Source organism: Bacillus sp. AFS053548 (genome assembly GCF_002575105.1).
Lineage (GTDB): Bacteria > Bacillota > Bacilli > Bacillales > Bacillaceae_G > Gottfriedia.
On the sequence record NZ_NUHI01000015.1, the window covers coordinates 78,928 to 97,147 of the forward strand.

General features: G+C 33.8%; 16 protein-coding genes. All 16 read left to right on the forward strand.

Annotated elements, in window-relative coordinates; all coding sequences use genetic code 11:
• Positions 1 to 24 precede the first annotated feature (24 nt).
• The 16 genes from CN946_RS08465 (at position 25) to CN946_RS08535 (ending at position 17,979) form a co-directional block, all read left to right on the forward strand.
• Positions 25 to 807, forward strand: a complete 783-nt coding sequence (locus tag CN946_RS08465) for an ABC transporter substrate-binding protein (protein ID WP_098860740.1) — start codon at positions 25 to 27, stop codon at positions 805 to 807.
• Positions 808 to 874: 67 nt separating this feature from the next.
• Positions 875 to 1,576 (forward strand): amino acid ABC transporter permease, encoded by a 702-nt coding sequence (locus CN946_RS08470; RefSeq protein ID WP_098860741.1) that lies wholly within the window; start codon positions 875 to 877, stop codon positions 1,574 to 1,576.
• Positions 1,577 to 1,830: 254 nt separating this feature from the next.
• The gene (locus CN946_RS08475) at positions 1,831 to 2,568 is read left to right on the forward strand and encodes an IclR family transcriptional regulator (RefSeq protein WP_098860742.1); all 738 of its coding nucleotides are present in this window, start codon (positions 1,831 to 1,833) and stop codon (positions 2,566 to 2,568) included.
• Between the two features lie 419 nt (positions 2,569 to 2,987).
• Positions 2,988 to 4,358, forward strand: a complete 1,371-nt coding sequence (locus CN946_RS08480) for a PTS transporter subunit EIIC (RefSeq protein ID WP_098860743.1) — start codon at positions 2,988 to 2,990, stop codon at positions 4,356 to 4,358.
• A gap of 239 nt (positions 4,359 to 4,597) precedes the next feature.
• A complete protein-coding gene (locus CN946_RS08485; RefSeq protein ID WP_098860877.1) occupies positions 4,598 to 5,809 on the forward strand; it encodes an exo-beta-N-acetylmuramidase NamZ family protein in 1,212 nt (403 codons plus the stop codon).
• Positions 5,810 to 5,974: 165 nt separating this feature from the next.
• On the forward strand, positions 5,975 to 6,952 hold the full coding sequence (locus tag CN946_RS08490; RefSeq protein WP_098860744.1) for an ABC transporter ATP-binding protein: 978 nt from the start codon (positions 5,975 to 5,977) through the stop codon (positions 6,950 to 6,952).
• Entirely contained in the window at positions 6,949 to 7,752 is an 804-nt protein-coding gene (locus CN946_RS08495) for an ABC transporter permease (protein ID WP_098860745.1), read from the forward strand. The genes CN946_RS08490 and CN946_RS08495 overlap by 4 nt, the downstream gene beginning before the upstream one ends.
• A 3-nt stretch (positions 7,753 to 7,755) precedes the next feature.
• The gene (locus tag CN946_RS08500) at positions 7,756 to 8,538 is read left to right on the forward strand and encodes an ABC transporter permease (protein ID WP_098860746.1); all 783 of its coding nucleotides are present in this window, start codon (positions 7,756 to 7,758) and stop codon (positions 8,536 to 8,538) included.
• A gap of 609 nt (positions 8,539 to 9,147) precedes the next feature.
• Positions 9,148 to 9,276 carry a hypothetical protein gene (locus CN946_RS23790; protein ID WP_286133880.1) on the forward strand — a complete coding sequence of 43 codons (129 nt, stop codon included), beginning with the start codon at positions 9,148 to 9,150 and terminating at the stop codon, positions 9,274 to 9,276.
• 56 nt (positions 9,277 to 9,332) lie between these two features.
• A complete protein-coding gene (locus tag CN946_RS08505; RefSeq protein WP_098860747.1) occupies positions 9,333 to 9,722 on the forward strand; it encodes a (deoxy)nucleoside triphosphate pyrophosphohydrolase in 390 nt (129 codons plus the stop codon).
• Positions 9,723 to 9,924: 202 nt separating this feature from the next.
• Positions 9,925 to 10,320, forward strand: coding sequence for a VOC family protein (locus CN946_RS08510; RefSeq protein WP_098860748.1), 396 nt, complete (start codon positions 9,925 to 9,927; stop codon positions 10,318 to 10,320).
• A gap of 270 nt (positions 10,321 to 10,590) precedes the next feature.
• The gene (gene mreC / locus CN946_RS08515; protein WP_098860749.1) at positions 10,591 to 11,331 is read left to right on the forward strand and encodes a rod shape-determining protein MreC; all 741 of its coding nucleotides are present in this window, start codon (positions 10,591 to 10,593) and stop codon (positions 11,329 to 11,331) included.
• Positions 11,332 to 11,422: 91 nt separating this feature from the next.
• Positions 11,423 to 12,166: a MurR/RpiR family transcriptional regulator gene (locus CN946_RS08520; protein WP_176547263.1), complete on the forward strand. Its 744-nt coding sequence runs from the start codon at positions 11,423 to 11,425 to the stop codon at positions 12,164 to 12,166.
• Between the two features lie 132 nt (positions 12,167 to 12,298).
• The gene (gene mngA / locus CN946_RS08525) at positions 12,299 to 14,236 is read left to right on the forward strand and encodes a PTS 2-O-a-mannosyl-D-glycerate transporter subunit IIABC (RefSeq protein ID WP_098860751.1); all 1,938 of its coding nucleotides are present in this window, start codon (positions 12,299 to 12,301) and stop codon (positions 14,234 to 14,236) included.
• Between the two features lie 15 nt (positions 14,237 to 14,251).
• Positions 14,252 to 16,852 carry a mannosylglycerate hydrolase gene (mngB, locus tag CN946_RS08530; protein ID WP_098860752.1) on the forward strand — a complete coding sequence of 867 codons (2,601 nt, stop codon included), beginning with the start codon at positions 14,252 to 14,254 and terminating at the stop codon, positions 16,850 to 16,852.
• A gap of 206 nt (positions 16,853 to 17,058) precedes the next feature.
• Positions 17,059 to 17,979, forward strand: coding sequence for an HNH endonuclease (locus tag CN946_RS08535; RefSeq protein ID WP_098860753.1), 921 nt, complete (start codon positions 17,059 to 17,061; stop codon positions 17,977 to 17,979).
• The last annotated feature ends 241 nt before the right edge of the window (positions 17,980 to 18,220 follow it).

The window sequence follows — 18,220 nt, forward strand, 5'->3', positions numbered from 1 at the left end:
AAAAAAATGATGGAGGTAAGTGTAATGAAAAAGAATTGGCATGGTATTTTATTATCTTCAATGATAGCAGGGGCAATGTTTCTAAGTGCATGTGGGGCAGATAAAACTAGTAATCAAGCGAGTTCAAAAGAATTTCATTATGCGATGAGTGGGTTATATAAACCATTTAACTTTAAGGAAGATGGCAAGCTTACTGGATTTGATGTTGAAATCGGTAAAGCACTTTCAGATAAGATGGGAATGAAAGCTGTACCAGTAACAAACCCATGGGAAACAATTGTACAAGGATTAATATCCAATAAGTATGATGCGATTTTGGGGAGTATGACGATCACTGATGAACGATTAAAAGTGGTTGATTTCAGTAATCCATATTATATTTCAGGTTCTCAGATTTTTGTTGCAGATAATAACCAGAAAATCAAATCTGTCGAGGATTTAAAAGGGAAGAAAATTGGCGTTGTAAAAGCAAGCCCGTATAAAGATTTAGCGATTAAATATACTGGAAAAGAAAATGTAGTTGATTATGATAGTGATCTAACGGCTATCATGGATCTTCCAACTGGTAGACTAGATGCGGTAATTACGGATCAAATGGTTGGCTTTAGAGTAATGAAAGAAGGAAAGGCTAAGATTAAAGATGTAGGCACTCCACTAACTCACGATAATCAAGCAATTGCTGTAAGGAAAGATGATAAAGAACTTGAGAAGAAAATTAATAAGGCTTTAGATGAAATTATTAAAGATGGAACTTATGAAAAAATTAGTAAAAAGTGGTTTGGTCGCAATATTCTTGAAGAAAAATAATAATAGAATACTAGAGTAAAATAAGAGCCTAAGATTTTTTAGGACAAGATGAGGGGTGAGGTTCATCATGCATATATTTTTAAATACATTTCATGTATTTTTAGTAGCAACTTTATTAACATTAAAATTAACAATCGTATCTACTATTTTGGGAAGTGGAATAGGTCTTATATTTGCATTTTTCAGACTCTCACGTATTAAAGCGCTAAATTATATTGCTAATCTCTATATCACGGTCATCCGTGGGACACCGCTTATCGTTCAAATCGCAATTTTATATTTCGGACTTTCTAGTATTATTACATTTTCGCAGTTTTGGGCGGGTGCAATAGCATTAGGTGTGCATAGTGGAGCCTATATTGCTGAAATCTTTCGTGGTTCAATTCAATCAATTGACAAAGGGCAATTGGAAGCTGCCCGTTCTCTTGGGATGTCCCAACCTTTAGCAATGAGAAGAATCGTACTACCTCAAGCATTTAAAATTGCGATTCCAACTCTTGGTAATCAGTTTATCATTGGATTAAAAGATTCTTCACTTGTAGCATATGTAGGGATGCAAGATTTATGGGGAGCAGGACTAAGTGAGGCTGCCTCTAACTTTGAACAGATGAATACATATATTGTAGTAGGTTTATATTATCTTGCGCTTGTACTAATTATTACGTTTGGTGTTAAAAAGCTTGAAGATTCTTTAGATGTGAGTCGTGGTAAAAAACGGAAAATAAGAAAAAATAAGTCTAATGCATTATTAGAATCAATAAAGCTGTAAATTAATCTAAAAGTCTTTGGAAAAACAGACGATAAACTTGTATGATAGATGTAAAAAATTACTCTCACAATTATTCATTTGCAAGTTCGAAATGTGAACAAGAAGAGCTGAGATCTTCAAGTCAACGCATCTTTAAAGAAACATACGTATACTACCAGTACGTAATGAACGGGAATCCACCTTACGAGGAATATTCCCAGATTTTTGAACAGACTCCCCAAGATAAGAAGTGAAGAGTCATAGGAGTTATGATCATGGTCCAATCAATTGACCGAGCTATGCTTATTATCGATATCCTAAATTCGGATGAATCCAAAAGTAATTGGCAAATCACCGAATTAGCGGAAAAAACATCTCTATCTCTCGGTACGCTTCACCGATTACTAAACGCTTTAATCCAACACGGACTTGTTGTACAAATACCTGAAACGAAGCATTACAAGTTAGGGTATAAATGGATGGAGCTTGGCCTCCGTCAATTGGATAAAATGGATTTCAGATTAGTTGCAAGACCAGTAATGGAGCGTTTGGCGAACCATGTAGAGGAAAGTATCTATTTAAATATTGAGAGTGGTATAGACGGAATTGTTATTGATAAAATTGACAGTCCTTTAAAAATTAGAATTGCTGAAAATTTGGGTATCCGAATTCCACTATATATTGGTGCTCCCAATAAAACCATTCTTGCTTATATGAAAGAGTATGAAATTCAACAAATACTAGATCAGCTAAATCTTTCACCTAATTCAACATCAATTTTAAAACAGCAACTCGTTGAAATCAGACAAAATGGTTATGCAATAAGTCAAAGTGAAAAAACAGAGGATACGGCGGCTATTGCGGCTCCAATTACCGGATACAACAACAAAGTACTTGCTGCTTTAAGCGTGAATGTACCAGGATTTCGTTTTACTCAGGAACGTATTCCGTTCTTGATCGAAGAAGTAATAAAAGCAGCGGAAGAAATTTCAAAGAAGATAGGGAAGATATAGGTGATACCTTATAGACGCATTCCAGTAACATGGGATGCGTCTATTTTTTTTATAAATTCATACTTGGTTTTACTCCATCGGAAATTAGCTTACGCATCTAAATACGATTCATCCACATACAAATTATCATTCTCCCATTTTATATTTTTTCCTATTAATACCTTGTCATAAAAACGAGTTCAATAGCGTAAAATTTAAAATAAAATTTCAATATCTTTAATATAAAATTAGAAATTTTGTTTATGGTAAATAACCTATGAATGTACTTGCAAATTGATAAGAAATGGAGAGGATAAACGATTTGAAAAACTATCAATCTAGTAACACTGTCTATTGTCATAATTAATTCAAATCTATTTCAGGAGTTAGATTATATCTTTTAAACTAATTAACTTGTTAATTTAAAAGGAGATGTAAAGATGGCAAAGGGGATTAGCAAATACTTATTAATTGCCGAATTATTATTAGAGCATTTGGGAGGAGTGGAGAATATTAATTCGTCCACTCATTGTATGACAAGACTACGCGTAGCGTCGAAAGATCATACAAAGGTAGACATAGAGGCGATCAAAAAGACAGAAGGGGTTTTAGGAGTTGTAGAAGAAGAAACAATTCAAATCATACTTGGACCTGGTGTTGTAAATAAAGTTGCAGCAGAGTTTGATAAACTGCTTGCAGCTGCAGATGATTTTGATCTGAATGATGTAGCTTCAAAAAACAAATCAGAGATTGATAGAAAGAATGCAAAACCTTTTAAATTGTTTTTACGTAGAATCGCAAGTATTTTTATTCCGTTAATTCCTGCCCTTGTAGCTTCAGGGTTAATAACTGGTATTACAAAAGCAATTGTTCAAGCGGAATGGCTAGCAGCAGACTCAAAATTAGCTATTATTTTAACTGTTATCGGATCGGGTCTATTTGCTTATCTTGGAATCTTAGTTGGAATAAATGCAGCAAAGGAATTTGGGGGATCACCCGCGCTTGGGGCATTGGCGGGTATTCTTGTCATTAACCCTGCAGTTGGAGATATCTCTTTATTTGGAAATAATCTTCTTCCTGGACGAGGAGGGTTAATTGGAGTTCTTTTCGCGGCAATCTTCATCGCGATTGTTGAAAGGCAAGTAAGAAAATTTGTGCCGCAATCTCTTGATATCATTCTTACACCAACTATTGCGTTATTAATTACTGGTATTGTTACTTATATTGTGTTTATGCCTGTTGGTGGTTATGTATCCGATGCGATCACAAAAGGCCTATTGAATGTTCTTGATTATGGAGGAGTTGTAGCTGGATTCGTGCTTGGCGCAACATTTCTTCCACTAGTCGTTACTGGTCTTCATCAAGGTTTGACGCCAGTTCATCTTGAATTAATTAACTCCATTGGTGATGACCCATTACTACCAATCCTTGCGATGGGTGGAGCAGGTCAGGTCGGAGCAGCGTTTGCAATTTACTTTAAAACAAAGAAAAAAAGCTTAAAACGTGCAATTGGTGGGGGACTTCCATCAGGAATGCTTGGAATCGGTGAGCCTTTAATCTTTGGTGTAACGCTCCCACTAGGACGTCCATTCTTAACGGCATGTTTAGGTGCCGGAATTGGAGGAGCATTTCAGGCTCATTTCCATATCGCTACAATTGCAGTTGGTGTTTCAGGACTTCCATTATCATTCTTAGTTCATACAAATCAGATTTTATTATACTTAACAGGAGTTATTATCTCTTATGTAGCTGGCTTTATTTTTACTTACTTATTCGGATTTAAAGATGAAATGGCTGTTGAATTCAAGTAATTTAAGTTAACATGTCAGCAGGAGAACTATCGCTATTTTAGAAAATTTGAAAAAGTAGGGCTGCTAGTTTAGTAGTAGCCCTATTTGTCATAAAAGATAGGGAAATTGTGAAGAATGATAGCTACGGCTAAAAGCAAAAATTTGTGTTCATCAAAAATCTATATCCGTTTAGGTATTGCAACTAAAATAACCCGATAAGTAGAGGAGGGGGGAGATTGAAACGAGTATTTTTGCTCATTATGATTCTAGTACTTGTCCTTTGTGCATGGCCTGTCGAAAAAGATGTTTCTGCAAATAAGAAAAAGAATAAAGTAACTCCTGGAATTGAAGTCCTTTTAGCTGATCAGAAAGAACTTTTAATAGGAAAAAAAGTTGGCTTAATTACCAATCCAACGGGTATTGACTCAAAACTAAACAGCATTGTCGATTTGTTGTACGAGGATCCAAATATTGAACTAACAGCTTTATTCGGTCCTGAGCATGGAGTTCGTGGTGATGCTCAAGCCGGAAGCTATGTGGAATCGTATATTGACGATAAAACAGGACTTCCTGTTTACAGCCTCAATGGACAAACAAAAAAACCAACACCTGATATGCTTAAAAATGTAGATGTACTTCTCTTTGATATACAGGACGTGGGTACACGCCACTACACATATATCTACACAATGGCCTATGCAATGGAAGCGGCAAAAGAAAACAACATTCCAATTGTAGTACTTGATCGTCCAAATCCACAAGGCGGACTTTCAGTTGACGGTCCTATTCTTGAACCTGACTCCTTATCCTTTATTGGATTGTACCCAATACCAACAAAGCATGGAATGACAGTAGGAGAACTCGCTACTTTCTTCAATAAAGAATATAAAATTGGAGCAGATTTAAAAGTCGTCAAAATGAAAGGCTGGAAACGTTCCATGGATTACGACGAAACAGGACTACCTTTTGTTTTACCATCACCTAATATGCCTACAGTTTCAACTACATTTATTTATCCAGCTACTGGGCTAATTGAAGGAACAAACCTGTCAGAAGGACGAGGAACTACCAAGCCATTTGAAATAATCGGTGCACCTTATATAAATGGAACAGACCTTGTATCAAAATTGAACGCACTAAAACTTCCGGGTGTCAAATTCAGAGCGGCATCCTTTATACCAACATTCTCGAAACATGCGGGAATACTGAGCCATGGTGTTGAAATCTATGTCACTGATCGTGAAAAATTAGAAGCGGTCTCAACAGGACTTCATATCATTAAAACAATTCATGACATGTACCCGAATGACTTCGAATTTCTATCAAACAACTTCTTTGATAAATTAATCGGAAACGACTGGATCAGACCAATGATTCTTGAAGGAGCTTCTGTCACAGAGATCATGAATAAATACCAGAAGGAACTAGATGAATTTAAGAAGGTTCGAAAAAAGTATTTGATGTATAAGTGATTTACTAAAAAAGGATGAGATTAATTGATTTCATTCTTTTTTAGTTGCGATAATTATCGATTTTACTTTTTTTGAAAAATACAGAATATACTAAAAAAATATTGACGTGCCGATATTATGATGATAGTATTTTTCTTCCAGTCAAAAAGTTAGGAGGCGAAAAAAATGATTACAGTAGATGGTTTAAGTAAATCCTTCAAGGTTGCGAAACGTACATCTGGTTTGAAACAGGCAGTGAAGGGGCTTTTTTATCGAGAGCATTCGATTGTCGAGGCGTTGAATGATATTTCTTTCTCAATTGAGCCGGGGGAAATCGTAGGGTATATTGGTCCGAATGGCGCAGGGAAGTCAACGACGATAAAAATCATGAGCGGAATATTGGTTCCAGATCGAGGGACATGTAGCATAATGGGATACACTCCTTGGAAGGAAAGAGCTTCCTATGTTAAACATATTGGTGTTGTTTTTGGGCAACGTTCTCAATTGTGGTGGGATGTTCCCGTTATAGACTCGTTTGAGCTTCTTCGTGATATTTATAAAATTCCTCAAAATGAATATCAAGATAATCTTGACCTACTTGTTGAAACACTCGATTTAAAAAGTCTTATTCACTCACCTGTACGACAATTAAGCTTAGGACAAAGGATGCGTTGTGAAATCGCAGCATCTTTGCTACATAGTCCTAAAATTTTATTTTTGGATGAACCCACAATTGGGCTTGATGCCGTTTCAAAAATTGCCGTACGTGAGTTCATTAAAACAATCAATAAAGAAAAGGGCGTTACCGTTATCCTTACAACACATGATATGAATGATATTGAAGCTTTAGCTGATCGGGTTATTTTAATTGGTAAAGGAAGTCTATTATTCGATGGTAACTTGACTGAATTACGAAAACATTATGGGACTCATAAAACGATTACGGTAGATTATAAGGAGGACCAAAATCCATTTAAAATTCCTGGAACGACAATGATTTCATGGTCTCCTGAACGGGCAATTTTAAGTTTAGATATTGAACAAGTTAAAATATCTGATGTGATTTCCAGTTTATCCAGTAAGGTTGATCTACTTGATGTGACGATTGAGGCACAACCAATTGAAGAAATTATCGTAGATTTATATAAGGAGTTTCAAATATGAAGCCATATGTATCTGTACTAAAACTCCGATTAATGAATGGAATGCAATATCGTTCAGCAGCATTGGCGGGGGTAGCAACACAGTTTTTCTGGGGATTTATGTACATCATGATCTTTGAAGCTTTTTATAGTCAAACAGTACATTCTCAACCACTTTCTTTAAAAGAAATCATTACATACTTATGGTTACAACAATCCTTTTTAGCTTTCATCATGCTGTGGTTTCGTGATAATGAGCTTTTCGATCTAATTACAACTGGGAATATCGCATATGAGCTTTGTAGACCATGCGAAATATACGGATTTTGGTATTCAAAACTTTTAGCTCAACGCTTGTCGAGTGCAATTCTAAGGTGTTTCCCAATCCTACTTGTTGCATTTCTTTTACCTCAACCTTATAAAATGACGTTACCACCAAGTGTCTTAACCTTTGTGTTATTTTTGCTTGCCCTTATTTTTGGTTTACTTCTACTAGTTTCGATTTCAATGTTCATTTATATTTCAGTATTTGTGACAATGTCACCTATCGGCTCTTTACTACTGTTTGGGGTTATTGGGGAATTTTTCTCTGGATTAACAATTCCAATTCCACTAATGCCGAATTGGCTTCAGACCGTTGCTTATTTCCTTCCGTTTCGATGGACAGCAGATTTTCCGTTTAGGGTTTACTCAGGGAATATTCCTCAAAATCAGGCTTTGATTGGTATCGTAATACAAATTATTTGGTTAGGTTTACTTGTTTGGCTAGGAAGAATCGCTTTTAATAAAGCCTTACGAAGAGTCGTGGTCCAAGGAGGTTGACACATGGGACTATATTTTAAATATCTACTTATTCTCTTTAAATCACAAATGGAATACCGCACTTCTTTTTTGCTTTTAACTATTGGCCAGTTTCTAATCCCGTTTTCAATGTTTGCGGGTCTTTATTTTTTATTTGAACGGTTTGGACAAATTAAAGGATGGACTTTCTACGAGGTTGCGCTTTGTTTTGCTATTATTCATATGGCTTTTGCTTTAAGCGAATGTTTCGCTCGTGGATTTGACTCTTTCTCTAGTCTAGTAGCCAGCGGTAGCTTTGATCGTGTACTTGTTCGTCCAAGAAGTACAATTGTTCAAGTTATGGGCTCCAAATTCGAGTTTACTAGAATTGGTAGATTGCTTCAGAGTTTAAGTGTTTTGATTTGGGCATTAAATAATCTCTCCATCGAATGGAGCAGTATGAAAGTAGTAACCATTATTTTGATGATCATTAGCGGGGTCTTTATTTTTACCGGAATCTTTACCCTTGCTGCAACGATGTGTTTTTGGACAATTCAAGGTCTCGAAGTGGTTAATATTTTTACAGATGGCGGAAGAGAGATGGCACAATATCCATTAAATATTTATCAGAAATGGGTAACTAAATTTTTTACATTTGTTATACCTTTTGGATGTGTCAATTACTTGCCTTTAATGTACATTTTAGATAAAACGGAGGGAAAAGCGTATTTATATATGTTATCGCCGGTAGCCGGGATTATTTTTATTATACCTTGTTTATTAGTTTGGCAAATTGGAGTGAGGCATTATCGATCGACAGGTTCATAATACTTTAAAGACGCAATCCAGTTATGGGGATTGCGTTTTTATATAGAAGAAATGGAGTATGTAGGATAATAGAAATTTAGTATCAGTCTATATGTAATAAATCAATATTGAAGTTGAAATAGTTAAACATACACTAACATTAATTAAAAATCTTGTGAGATTTCTATCTTTCCAATTAGCATAACTAAATATCAAAGTAGATAACGAGAGGATAATTTGATATCAAATAGAAATAGTAAAGCCATCTTCTTTAATCAAAAAAATGTTTCCAATTATTATACAAGGGATCCAAATTAAAAAGAATAATTTTTGAAATCCTGAGAGTGTTTTCATTGGCATCTTCCTTTATTAAATATGATCTTTCTGCAAACCTAACTCTAGATATATTTAATGTTAGCAGAAAAACATACGACTTTATTTAAACAAAAATGAACTATACGTGAATATTTTAGTTTTCTTATAGTGTCTTAACTTAACTGAAAGGGATGAAAAGAAGTCTTACACTGATGAAAACGGGATGTTATTAAGAGTTCCCATATTCTTCTTACTTTTGAAAAAATTTTTGTTCCTTCTTTGTTAAAATAAAATAGATAATAAAGGAGGAGCATTATGGGATTAAAACGAAAAAATAAAAGAAAATCCACTCAACCACACACAAAAGTAATCGATTTTGGAATGGGTAAGACGTTAGCTAAAATTGAAAAAGCAATTTGTATTTTAGATAAAAGTGGCAAATAGTATAATGACGGTGTAAATAATAAAGTAATAATTAAATTAAAAGGAACTAGGAATCAATGAAAAAACAAATTAAAGTCGTTGGAGCTGTCATACAAAACGATCAAAACCAAATACTATGCGCCTTACGTTCACCAGAAATGAGCATGCCAAATTGCTGGGAATTTCCTGGTGGAAAAATCGAAAAGAATGAGAGGCATGAAGAGGCGCTGGTTCGTGAAATACAAGAAGAATTAGGCTGCGAAATATCTATAGCTGATTTAGTTGAAGACGTCATTCATGAGTATCCAAATATAATTGTAAATTTGATAACTTACGAAGCCAAGATTATAAGCGGTATGCCAGTAGCTAATGAACATGCGAAGATCGAATGGAAAGCAATTTCTGAGTTAAAAGAACTTGAATGGGCTCCTGCTGACCTTCCTACGGTTGAAAAATTGATTATATAAAATATCAAATACTAGTATATAAGTGATTGCTAGACTATTAACGGTAAAACTAAGTAATCTAGAATGATGTCGAACAATTGATAAAAGAAATATTTCTTTGGAAATTGAATTTTTTTCCATATCCAATATAATAATAAATAGCAACTATAGTGTACATACTAGATGAGTTAAGGAAAATTCTTGTAAAACATAGGAGGAAACTATGGGAAGATTAGTTCATTTCGAAATTCATGTTGATAACATGGAACGTGCAAAGAAGTTTTATGGAGAGGTATTTGCTTGGACGTTTCAAGATTGGAGTGAATATGCAGGAATGCCATACTTTGGTGCAGTGACAGGCAATGAGGACGAAATGGGAATTAATGGTGCCTTAATGCAGCGCCAAAGTGCTCCTCCTGAAGCAAACCAACCTTTAAATGGATATGCATGTACCATGGGAGTAGAAAATTACGACGTTACGGAAGCTAAAATTGTTGAAAATGGTGGCAAAGTAGCAATGCCTAAATATGCACTGCCTGGAATGGCATGGCAAGGATACTTCATTGACACTGAAGGTAATATTTTTGGAATTCATCAACCTGATGCTAATGCAAAATAATTATTTATGGGTTTTTGAAAATTCAAGAGTTTGATTTGAAATATAATTTATATAACTTACAGCAATAAAAGTCAACTGTCGGCAGTTGACTTTTTAATTTTTAATTCTTAATTTTTGGGAACAATTGGGAAGCATAATAGCAGATTCTATTAAAATTGTTCAATCACAAAATTGCCATATTACCCTACTTATTTGGGATATTTTTCATGTTATTCTTAAATTGAAATTGCATTGCTTCATAATAAAAACAAGTATGAAAAGGATTAACCGATGAAAAAAATAATTATTATTACGGTTTTAATCGTTATTCTTATTACAGGTGGTTATCTATTCTCAAAAAGCAAGACATTCGAAAATTACATTAACAATATCAATGATTTAATTAAATTAAAAAAAGAGAATAATTACTTAAATAAAAAGATGAGTAATGAAACATCTTTAAAAGCAAATATAACTGAATTTACTATCGGAAATAAAGAATTAAAAATGCTAAAAGAAAGACTAGATAAAGAAAGTCAAAAATACAAAACTGATGTAGCGGTCGTCACAAAAAGAGATTTTGATACTTGGAACAGCTTTGTTGAAATAAATAAGGGTTCTAAAAATGGTGTGAAAATAAATACTAATGTAATGACCTCTCAAGGCTTGGTAGGTAAAGTAATAGAAGTCTCAGAGAATAGTTCAAAAGTAGAATTATTAAGTGCAGTGAAATATTACTCTTATATTTCAGTCCAACCAAAAAATAATCATCAATTACAAGGTCTAATTAAAGGATCAGATGAGAAAACTGGCTATTTAAAAATGACTCTTTTCAATGTAAATGATAAATTAAAGGCCGGCGAAATTATTGTTACCTCTGGTTTAGGTGGAATCTATTTACCTGGTATTGAAATAGGTAAAGTAAAAGAAGTTAAAATTGATAATTTAGGTCTAAATCAAACAGCTTATATTGAGCCTTTATATGATTTAAACGACTTAGAGTACATTATTTTATTGTTAAGGAAAAAATAAAAAGGAAAGAACAATAGAAAAAGAGAACAATGTTAGAGTTGTTCTCTTTTTTGCATAAATAATTCCAGTACATAAAAGTAGGTGTATGTTAATGTTACAATTCCAAGAAAGGATTCAAAAATATGAATATAAGCTAAACGATACGGATGATCAAATAGTCGAGTTCATCATTAATAACAAAGAGGAAGTTGTTGGCTTTTCAATACAGTATTTAGCTGCAAGGTTATTTACGGTTCCGAATACGATTACGAGATTATCTAAAAAATTAGGTTTTGATGGATATTCTCAGATGAAGAATTGTTTAAAAGAGGAAATAATTCAGCAAGATAATTTTACAGAGGAAGATGGTCTTACATACAACATTCATAAAACAATTGGACTAATTGATCAAAATACACTAGAACTTACGACAAAATTGATTCAAGAAGCACGTAGGGTCCTTTTCTTTGGTGTAGGGGATACTGCACCATTTTGTGAAATGATAATAAAAAATCTGAAAGTTGTCGGTAAACAAGCTGAGTATTATATTCACCGACACGATGTCTTATATGAGCTTTCTAAATTTGATTCTAATGAGAATAATTTACTTTTTTTAATTTCATTATCTGGAGAAACAGCCCAAGTATTAGATGTTGCGGAATTAGCAAAGTTTAAGGGAATAAAGTTAATATCACTTACTCATTTTAGTAAAAATCCTTTACAACAAATAGCAGATGTGAACTTGTATTGCTATTCTCCTAGTAAAAAAATGAATGAATACAATGTAACGGATAAAACACCTTTATTGTTCGTTATTAGATCATTATCAGAGTATTACTGGAAAACATTAAAATGATGTGTATAAATACACACTAAAAATAAAAATTTACTAAAAACTGTGTAAAAATAAGAAGTTTCCGGCTTCTTATTTTTTTTTTGCTATGATGAATCCAAAGTAGTCCATTAACTAATGAAAGGGGTTACAAGAATGCAGTTAAAAAAGTTAACTTCAGAAGCTTTAATCAGTACAAAAATGTCATTTTCATCGAAAGAAGAAATCATAGAATATTTAGTTAAAAAGTTGGCAACAGAAGAGAAAATCCATTCTGAAGAAGAGTTTTACAATGCGGTGATGGAAAGAGAAGAACTATCACCTACTGGATTTGAAGGTGGTCTAGCAATTCCACATGGCAAATCTTCATCTGTTAAAGAGTCTTCGTTTGCGGTTGTTACACTTGAGAAACCAATGAATAATTGGGAAAGTATTGATCCAAGTAATCAAGTTGAATTAGTTATTTTGTTAGCGATTCCAAAAGAAGAGGAAGGCACTACACATCTTACTTTATTAGCTGAATTGGTTACAAGATTATCAGATGAAGAGTATAAAAATAATTTACTTCATGCAAGAACAAATAAAGAACTATTTGATCTTCTTGATGCACCTTTACAACCTACTAATCTGAAAGTCTCTCCAAATGGTGATAAAACAGTATTAGCTATTACAGCTTGTCCAGCTGGCATTGCACATACATATATGGCAGCAGAAGCACTTGTGAAAGCGGGAAATGAATTAGGCATTAATGTATTCGTTGAAAAACAAGGCGCAAATGGAATTGAAGACCGTCATACGTTTGAGTTGATTAGAAAGGCTGATGCGATTGTATTTGCGGTGGATGTTGCGATAAAAGATGAAGAGCGATTCAAGCATCTTCCAAAAGTTAAAACATCTGTAGTTGCACCAATTCGAAACGCAAAAGGAATTTTAGAACAGGCTCTCCAAAAAGTGGGAAATGCGCCTAAATCTGAAATGGCCGAAAGAGAAGAGCAACATCATGAAGTAGAAAACAAATCTATAAAAACAGAAATCAAGGATTCTCTTTTAACAGGAATCTCTCATATTATCCCTGTCATTGTAGCGGGTGGTATGACATTAGCAGCTGCAGTCTTTATTGCTCAAGCATTTGGTCTTCAAGATGTATATGCGGCTGAAGGATCATGGTTATGGCTATTACGTCAATTAGGTGGTTCTTTATTAGGACAGATCATGATACCAATTTTATCAGCGTACATGGCGTACTCAATTGCGGATAAACCAGCATTAGGGCCAGGTTTTGCAGCAGGGGTCGCGGCTAATTTAATAGGAAGTGGATTTTTAGGAGGTATGCTAGGAGGATTACTAGCTGGTTATTTCTTAAAGTATTTAAAAGTAAAAGTCAAACCTAAAGGGACCTTCGCGGGCTTTGTTAGTTTCTGGTTTTATCCTGTAGTAGGAACATTAGTGGTTGGCTCAATAATGCTATTTGTAATTGGTAAGCCATTAGCTTTCTTAAACGAAGGATTAATTGATTGGCTAAATGGAATGAGCGGTACAAATGCGATTATTCTTGGAGCAATTTTGGGAGCTATGGTTTCATTTGACCTTGGTGGCCCAGTAAACAAAGCTGCTTACACATTCTGTATTGGTGCAATGGCGAGTGGAAATATTGTACCTTATGCAGCATTTGCATCTGTCAAAATGGTTTCTGCATTCTCTGTCACTGGAGCAACGATAATTGGTAAACATTTATTTTCTGAACAAGAAAAAGAAATTGGTAAACAAACTTGGTTACTAGGATTAGCTGGAATAACTGAAGGTGCGATTCCATTTATGATTAACGATCCACTCCGAGTGATTCCTTCATTAATAGCTGGTTCAGCAGTAACAGGAGCGATTGTTGCTTACTTTAATATTGGTTTAAATGTTCCAGGTGCTGGGATTTTCTCATTAGCTTTACTTCAAGGAAAACCAGCTCTATTAGCAGCAAGTATTTGGTTTGGAGCAGCCTTAGTTGGAGCAGTTATTTCAACAATTTTACTAATCATGACAAGAAAACAAAAAATCGTTAAAGATATACAAGTAAAATCATCACAACAAAAAGTAGCATAAGAGTGGAGGCATAAAATGAAAAAAGTTCATATCGTCCCACATATGCATTGGGACAGAGAATGGTATTTTACACCGGAAGAATCTAGAATTCTACTAGTTAATAATATGGAAGAAATTATGGAGATGTTAGAAACAAATCCTGATTATCCTTACTATGTACTAGATGGACAAACTGCGATTTTAGAAGATTATTTCGCGGTAAAACCAGAAAATAAAGAGCGAGTAAAAAAACTAGTTCAAGAAGGTCGATTAATTATTGGACCATGGTATACGCAAACGGATGAAATGATCGTTGGTGGTGAGTCAATCGTTCGTAACTTGTTATACGGAATGAAGGATTGCGAAGAATTTGGAGTACCGATGAAAATTGGTTATCTTCCAGATTCGTTTGGACAATCAGCTCAAATGCCGATGATTTTAAACGGATTTGATATTAAGTATTCAATCTTCTGGAGAGGGACATCTGAACGTCATGGTACAGACAAGACAGAATTTTATTGGGAGACAGATGATGGATCAAAAGTGTTAGTTCAATTGTTTCCGCTTGGTTATGCGATTGGCAAGTATTTACCAGAGGATGAGGAAGCACTGCAAAATAGAATTGATAAGTATTTTACGGTACTTGATCGTGGTGCAACAACTGAACATATTATCTTACCGAATGGTCATGATCAAATGCCAATTCAAAAGAATATTTTTACCGTCATCGAAAAGCTACAAAAACTATACCCAGAGCGTGAATTTTTCTTAAGTAAATATGAAAATGTTTTTGAAAATCTAGAAGTACAAAAAGACCTTGATACATTGAAAGGTGAATTTTTAGATGGGAAGTACATGCGTGTCCATCGAAGTATTTACTCGACTAGAATGGATATTAAATCAGCGAATACTAGAATTGAGAATAAAATCACGAATATTTTAGAACCACTTGCATCAATCGCTTATCGATTAGGATTTGAGTATCACCATGGTTTGATAGAATTAATATGGAAAGAAATCATGAAAAATCATGCGCATGATAGTATTGGGTGTTGTTGTTCTGATAAAGTGCACAGAGAAATTCTAAACCGTTTTTATTTGGCAGAGGAAAAAGTTGATCAATTAATTAATTTTTATAAACGGAGAATTGTTGATTCGATGGATACTACTAACCAAAATGACCGAATCACACTTTTTAACTTACTTCCTTATGAACGAGCTGAAGTTGTGACAACCAGCATTATGACTAAGTTAAAATCATTTAAGCTTGTTGATCATGAATCGAATGAAATAGATTTCGAAATTATTGAAAGTAAGATTACTGACCCAGGCTTAATTGATCGTCAAATTGTTCATTATGGAAATTACGATCCTTTTATTGAATATACAATCCAGTTAAAAGATACTATTCCATCAATGGGTTATAAAACATATTTTGTAGAGGAAAGTGATGAAGTCTTAAAGAAAATCACTTATTCTACGAATGAGATTGAAACTGATTATTACAAGATTACCATTAATTCAAATGGAACATTGAATATTTTTGATAAGCAACTTAAACAAGGTTTTGAAAATGTGCTTCGTTTAGAAAACGGTGGCGATGATGGAGATGAATATGATTACTCTCCACTTTTAAATGAAGAGTTAATTTATAGCGATTCAGTCCAAGCCGAAACTAAAATTCAGCAAAATCGATATGGGGCAACGATTGATATTAAATACACATTAGCTGTTCCTTCCAATTTAGAAAATCGCAAAGAACGAATTATTGATGGAGCTATCGACGTTTATATTGTAGTGAATGTTTCAAAGAATAAACCAATACTCGAAGTTAAATTTGAAGTGGATAATCAAGCAAGGGATCATCGACTTAGAGTATTAATTCCTACTAATATTGCATCAGTTTTCTCGTTATCAGACAATCAATTTGGTTCGATTAAGCGTGGCGTTGTAGATCATGCAATTCATGTGTGGGAGGAAGAAAATTGGGATGAACGACCAGATCCAATTTATCCAATGTTGAGCTATGTAGCGTTATCTAATGAAGAATATGAAGTTAGTGTATTAACGAATAGTACTAGAGAATATGAAATTACTGGTAGAAAGTTTGATACGATAGCGATTACTTTGTTTAGGAGTGTTGGCTTCCTTGGAAAAGAAGAGATGGTTCGTAGACCTGGGCGACCATCTGGTATTAAGTTGCCTACTCCGGATTCTCAGATGGTTGGGAAGTTGTCGTTGGAATTTGCGATTGCTTCATATAATATAGAAGAAAATGTTGCTCGGATTGCTAAAGAGTATTTAACTCCGATTGTTGCTTATAATAAGATTCCTTTTGATGCTATGAAGTTGAATGTGGCTGGTGTGAAGACGCCGTTAGAGTTTAGCTTTTTTAAAGAGCGTTCTCAAAATGTTGTTTTAAGTACATTGAAAAAGGCTGAAAGAGCAGATAAATTTGTAATTCGTTTTTATAATCCATTGGAAAATGAAGAATATGCTTTTTGGCAATTCAATGATGAGATTGAGCAGGTATACACTATTAATTTAAATGAAAAAGTAAAAGAAGAGGTATTTGTAAACGATCAGCAAGTAGGAATAAATGTGAGACCAAATCAAGTAAAATCGATTTTGTTTTAAATCAAAAGGCTATTTTTCGTTTTTAATAAATACGGAAAATAGCCTTTTTCTTATTGTTATTGTGAAAACATAGGTGGCATTTATAATTCTATCTAATATTTAGTAGCTATTGCTGGCTATAGAATATTTAATTCAATGTATAGAGTTGCATCTTATTATATAACATAAAAAATATTAGATTGGAAAGTTGCTTAGGAGGAAGCGCTTTGAATAATTTTATTGTTATGCAAGGACGCACTTATTATGAGGAAAAGGAACTAGGGATAATTTGGTCTCCACAACAGGATAAAGGAAGTAATTTACCACATTCATGGCAACGAATGAAAGAAATAAAAAAAGGTGATCGCATATTTCATTACGTAAAAGGGAATATCATTGCTATCAGTACAGCTATAGAAGAGTGTATAAAATCTAGTAAACCCACTATAATGCAAGGTCACAGTCAATGGAATGACGAGGGATATTTAGTAAATTTAAAATATAATGAATTAGATGTACCTTTAAATGTGCGAGAAAATATTAATGATATTTCTCCTCTTTTACCCATTAAGTATTCAGCATATCAGCAAGATGGAAGTGGAAATCAAGGCTACTTATATCCTTGTAACGAGGAATTGGCAATAAAGTTGCTAGAACTAATTAGTGAACTGAATATTTATCAAATAAATGAAGAGCAATTAGAATTATCCATAGATGCAGTAAGAAGAACTGAAAACAATACGTTAATCCATGTTATAGCAGAGACAGAATTAGAAGCGAAAGCTAAAATTAGATTGGGGCAACAAAAGTTTAGGAAAGATCTATTAGAACTCTGGAAAAATAAATGTGCATTGTGTGATATAAATTTATCAGAATTACTTAGAGCTAGCCATTCGAAACCATGGAAAGATAGCAATAATAGTGAACGTTTAGATCAATACAACGGGGTGTTGCTCTGTTGTAATCATTATGCACTTTATGATAAAGGATTGATTGCATTCGATGGCAAAGGGAATTTACACATTGCTTCAATAATTTGTGAAGAAAACTATATGACTTATGGGCTAGACAAGAGGGTTAATATACAAATGCATTCCAAAAATAAAGAATATTTCATTTGGCATAAGAAATATATTTATAAATATTAATAAGTGCTTATTAATGTGCTCATTTTCTAGGTTTATATTTACAAGGAAAATTTAAACAAAGGATAATAGTCCATAGAGAAAAGTATAGCCAGTTTTTCTTAATAATATATTTTAGAAGAAGCTTTTTAGATTTACAGTCTTAATAACTGTATTCCAAAAAGAGCCTGCTCAATTTTTTGAGTAGGTTCTTTTGTATTCTAAATACAGAAAATGTAAATAGCAATGACAATAATCATAGTAT

What these genes read in the sequence shown, in the direction of transcription:
- CN946_RS08465 (WP_098860740.1), top strand. Translation starts at nt 25, where the DNA reads ATGAAAAAGAATTGGCATGGTATTTTATTATCTTCAATGATAGCAGGG.
- CN946_RS08470 (WP_098860741.1), top strand. Translation starts at nt 875, where the DNA reads ATGCATATATTTTTAAATACATTTCATGTATTTTTAGTAGCAACTTTA.
- CN946_RS08475 (WP_098860742.1), top strand. Translation starts at nt 1,831, where the DNA reads ATGGTCCAATCAATTGACCGAGCTATGCTTATTATCGATATCCTAAAT.
- CN946_RS08480 (WP_098860743.1), top strand. Translation starts at nt 2,988, where the DNA reads ATGGCAAAGGGGATTAGCAAATACTTATTAATTGCCGAATTATTATTA.
- CN946_RS08485 (WP_098860877.1), top strand. Translation starts at nt 4,598, where the DNA reads ATGATTCTAGTACTTGTCCTTTGTGCATGGCCTGTCGAAAAAGATGTT.
- CN946_RS08490 (WP_098860744.1), top strand. Translation starts at nt 5,975, where the DNA reads ATGATTACAGTAGATGGTTTAAGTAAATCCTTCAAGGTTGCGAAACGT.
- CN946_RS08495 (WP_098860745.1), top strand. Translation starts at nt 6,949, where the DNA reads ATGAAGCCATATGTATCTGTACTAAAACTCCGATTAATGAATGGAATG.
- CN946_RS08500 (WP_098860746.1), top strand. Translation starts at nt 7,756, where the DNA reads ATGGGACTATATTTTAAATATCTACTTATTCTCTTTAAATCACAAATG.
- CN946_RS23790 (WP_286133880.1), top strand. Translation starts at nt 9,148, where the DNA reads ATGGGATTAAAACGAAAAAATAAAAGAAAATCCACTCAACCACACACA.
- CN946_RS08505 (WP_098860747.1), top strand. Translation starts at nt 9,333, where the DNA reads ATGAAAAAACAAATTAAAGTCGTTGGAGCTGTCATACAAAACGATCAA.
- CN946_RS08510 (WP_098860748.1), top strand. Translation starts at nt 9,925, where the DNA reads ATGGGAAGATTAGTTCATTTCGAAATTCATGTTGATAACATGGAACGT.
- mreC (WP_098860749.1), top strand. Translation starts at nt 10,591, where the DNA reads ATGAAAAAAATAATTATTATTACGGTTTTAATCGTTATTCTTATTACA.
- CN946_RS08520 (WP_176547263.1), top strand. Translation starts at nt 11,423, where the DNA reads ATGTTACAATTCCAAGAAAGGATTCAAAAATATGAATATAAGCTAAAC.
- mngA (WP_098860751.1), top strand. Translation starts at nt 12,299, where the DNA reads ATGCAGTTAAAAAAGTTAACTTCAGAAGCTTTAATCAGTACAAAAATG.
- mngB (WP_098860752.1), top strand. Translation starts at nt 14,252, where the DNA reads ATGAAAAAAGTTCATATCGTCCCACATATGCATTGGGACAGAGAATGG.